The following is a 4147-nucleotide window of genomic DNA, read 5'->3' as shown; positions in this document are numbered from 1 at the left end:
ACGAAATTCACGACCAGCCACAACATAAGTCGCCTTTCCCTATAATAATCAGTAGGTGAACGCTTATATTATTTCAAGGGGGTAAAAACATGTTGAAAAAGAGCTTAGCATTATTATTGATGCTGATCCTGGCTGTTGCCTTAGTGGCGTGTGGAGGAGATCAGGATACCACAGAAGATGCAGGAGGAACAGATGAAACCACCGATGATACAGGTGGTGAAGAAACAACAGATGAAGGAGATGCAGCAGCAGAGGACGACGGCGGAAAAGTAGAAATTTTCAGCTGGTGGACTGGTGCAGGGGAAGAGGATGCATTATTAGCACTAATTGATTTATTCAAAGAACAGCACCCAGATATTGAAGTAGAAAATGCAGCAGTTGCCGGTGGTGCTGGTACCAATGCCAAAGCAGTATTAGCAGCGCGCATGCAAGGGAATGACCCGCCATCAACCTTCCAGGTACACGGTGGAGCGGAATTAAATGAAAGCTGGGTTGCTGCTGACTTGATGCAGCCAATGAACGACTTTTATGAAGAAAATGAATTAATGGATAAATTCCCAGAAGAATTAATCGATCTGGTGAGTAAAGACGGAAATATTTATTCTGTACCAGTAAATATTCACCGTGGCAATGTGATGTTCTATAACAAAGTAATTTTTGAGGAAAATGGCATTGAAGAACCAACTACATTAGATGAATTTGTCGATGTCTTAGCTCAGCTTCAAGATGCCGGCGTGACACCATTAGCACTGGGTGATAAAGAGGCATGGACAGCAACGCAAATTTTTGAAAACCTGTTATTAGCTACATTAGGTGCAGATGATTATAAAGCATTATGGAATGGTGAAGTTGGCTTCGATGATGATCGTGTCCGTGAAGCGGCAGAACACTTCAAAACAATCCTTGGCTATGTGAACGAGGATCACGCTTCCCGTAACTGGCAGGATGCTTCGCAGTTAGTGGGCGAAGGCGAAGCAGCGATGACCAACATGGGTGACTGGGCAAAAGGTTACTTCTCTAACGACTTAAATCTGGCAGTAAATGAAGATTACGGATACTTTGCATTCCCTGGTACAACCGAAGATTTCATGGTCGTTACCGATACATTCGGTTTACCTAAAGGTATCGAAAATACGGAGACAGTCAAAGAATTCCTAAAAGTGTTAGCATCTGTTGAAGGCCAGGATACGTTTAACACATTAAAAGGTTCGATTCCAGCACGCGTCGACGCTGATAAATCAAAATATGACGAATACGGCACAGACGCAATGGAAGATTTCCAAAACAATAACCTGACACCAAGCTTGGCACACGGTTCTGCAGCAGCGGAAGGATTCTTAACCAAAGTAAATCAAGAGGTGAACATCTTCGTTACCCAACAAGACGTCGATCAATTCATCGAAAAACTGCAAGCAGCAGGAGAAATGTAATAATGGAGGCTCGCGTCATGCGAGCCCCCCCTCCTTTTGAGTGAAAGAGTTGTACTGCAAGTGAATTCTGTGAGTTGCAAATAAAACGAGGAATTTGCAAATAAAAGAGCGGAGTTGCAAATAAAACGAGGAATTTGCAAATAAAAGAGCGGAAGTGCAAATAAAACGAGGAAGTTGCAAATAAAAGAGTGAAAGTGCAAATAAATCGAGGAAGTTGCAAATAAAACAGAAAAATTGCAAATAACTCATCTATTTTGCAAATAAATCTAGCAAGAGTTTAAACCAAAAGAAAAAGAATAAACAGCAGATGGGAGGACAATCAAAATGAGAATTAGCAAGGATCAGCTGATGGCCATATTATTTTTAGCGCCCTCCTTTTTACTCATTATTATTTTTGTATATGGGTTTATCGGTTGGACGGGTTGGGTTTCCATTAGTAATTGGAATTCCCTCGTGCAAGACATGTCATTTGCTGGTTTGAAAAACTATCTCTATCTATTTGGAGATTATCGGTTCCAGGCGGATTTACGAAATACAGTCTTTTTTACGATCTTATTCATCGGTTTTGTTATCATATTAGGCTTAGGCTTAGCGATTTTACTCGATCAGACCAAAAAGGCGAATGCGATATTCCGCAACATCTTTTTGTTTCCAATGGCACTGTCCTTTGTTGTGACAGGTGTTGTCTGGCAATGGTTGCTTAATCCGTCCACTGGTTTTAATCAATTTTTACAGGTATTTGGCATCCAACCAAAATGGTATACCGATACAAATATTTTGGCGGGATTCCAGTGGGGAAGCATCGAATTTGGTTTGCCAGTTGCGATGATTGCCGTCGTAATCGCTGCAGTGTGGCAGATGACCGGATTTTCACTTGCGATGTATGTCGCAGGACTTACTGGAATTCCTGATGAGCTTCGAGAAGCAGCAAGAATCGACGGAGCAGGCGAATGGCAAATTTACCGAAAAGTAATTCTGCCAATGCTCACGCCGATTACGATGAGCGTTATCATCATTATGGCACATATTTCACTGAAAATATTTGACCTTATTTACGCGATGACAGGATCTGGCGCAAACTTTGTAACCGACGTACCAGGGGTCTACATGTTTGAGACAACCTTCCGTGGTAACTATTATGCCAATGGCGCCGCGATTGCGATTATCATGTTACTACTTGTCGCCGTCTTCATTGTGCCATACCTGATCAACAGCAGAAGGGGGGGCATCATCCTAATGGTCATTAGAAAAATAGCCAAATATGTTGTATTGATTGCTGTCGCTATCTTCTTCCTGACGCCGGTCTATGTGATGGTAATTACCAGTGTCAAACCATTGGATGAAGTATCACTTTCTGAAATGTGGACATTGCCTTCAGCGATTGACTTTGCCAGCTATAGCGAAGCATTTACTCGGCTCGCGCCAAACTTTATGAATAGCTTATATCTTGTGATCCCAGCAACATTGCTTTCCGCCATATTAGGTGCGATGAATGGATATGTTTTGTCAAAATGGCGATTCCGTGGTTCAGAAATTATCTTCACCATGATCTTATTCGGGATGTTTATTCCCTATCAAAGTATCTTAATTCCGTTGATCCAATTTTTAAATCAAATCGGACTCTATAATTCGATTATCGGATTAATATTTACACACGTTGTCTACGGCTTACCAATCACGACGCTGATGTTCCGCAACTTTTATGCGAACATCCCCCCCGAATCAATGATTGAAGCGGCAAAAGTAGATGGTGCCAGCTTTCTGGGTATTTTCCGCCTGATTATTTTACCACTATCGATCACAGGCTTTGTTGTGGTAGCAATCTGGCAGTTCACCAATATATGGAACGAATTCCTTTTTGCCGTAACAATCACCAACAGTGATGCTCAGCCGGTTATGGTCGCTCTGCAAAACTTATCCGGCAGTCAAATCGTGCAGTGGAACGTCCAAATGGCCGGCGCATTACTCGCAGCCATGCCAACATTACTCGTCTATATTTTATTAGGAAAATACTTCGTCCGCGGATTACTGGCAGGCTCCGTAAAAGGATAAGCATGAATCATCACGATTCATGCTTTTTTCTGTTGTACGAGGGGGGGACAGACTCTGCGTCCGTCTGGGCTTGGATGATAGAAAGTTGACTGCTTCACTGGATAAAGTGATATTTCCAGTGAAGCGAGCCACTTATCCAGTGAACAGCGAAACATTTCCCGTGAAGCACAGCACTTTTCCAGTGAACAGCACTACAATCCCTATTAATTATCTTTATAAAAAAATATGTTATCCTTAAAATCAAATTTTTTTTCATCTATTTACCGACATGTAGTTGCCTATCAATAAGGATTATGATATCTTTAAATAGAACGTTTGTTCCTAATCAATAGAAAGTAGGTGTTTTCTATTAAAATATCCAAACCTCATGATAAGTTTTTCAAAGAAACGTTTTCCCATGTGGAAGTGGTACAGGATTTTATTATTCATTACGTTCCACAAGCGATTGTCAACCTCATCGATCTAAACTCCATTGAGCCACTAAAAGACAGCTTTATCAATTCAGACCTCCAAGAGAAATTTTCCGATTTATTATTTCAATGCACGATCTCAGAAGAAAAAGGCTACCTCTATTTTTTGTTTGAACATAAGAGTTATATGAGCAACAATACTCCTTTTCAACTGCTAAAATACATGGTGGAAATTTGGGGGGGGAACGAAAAAGG

At 41.2% G+C, this 4147-nt stretch carries 3 protein-coding genes and 1 pseudogene; all 4 read left to right on the top strand.

Annotated elements, in window-relative coordinates; translation table 11 throughout:
• The first annotated feature begins 89 nt into the window (after positions 1-89).
• Entirely contained in the window at positions 90-1430 is a 1341-nt protein-coding gene (locus JCM21714_RS17590) for an ABC transporter substrate-binding protein (protein ID WP_035726398.1), read from the top strand.
• Positions 1431-1754: 324 nt separating this feature from the next.
• Positions 1755-2654: pseudogene (locus tag JCM21714_RS17585) on the top strand (carbohydrate ABC transporter permease); the annotation flags it as partial.
• Positions 2655-2666: 12 nt separating this feature from the next.
• Complete coding sequence (locus JCM21714_RS17580; protein WP_035726405.1) at positions 2667-3482, top strand: carbohydrate ABC transporter permease; 816 nt, start codon at positions 2667-2669, stop codon at positions 3480-3482.
• Between the two features lie 399 nt (positions 3483-3881).
• Positions 3882-4147, top strand: a 266-nt coding sequence (locus JCM21714_RS17575) for an Rpn family recombination-promoting nuclease/putative transposase (RefSeq protein ID WP_162471748.1), incomplete at its 3' end; no start/stop codon positions are given.

This window comes from Gracilibacillus boraciitolerans JCM 21714 (genome assembly GCF_000521485.1).
Taxonomy (GTDB): Bacteria; Bacillota; Bacilli; order Bacillales; family Amphibacillaceae; genus Gracilibacillus; species Gracilibacillus boraciitolerans.
The sequence above is the reverse complement of the archived record's forward strand: the minus strand, read 5'-3'. Positions and strand labels throughout refer to the sequence as shown.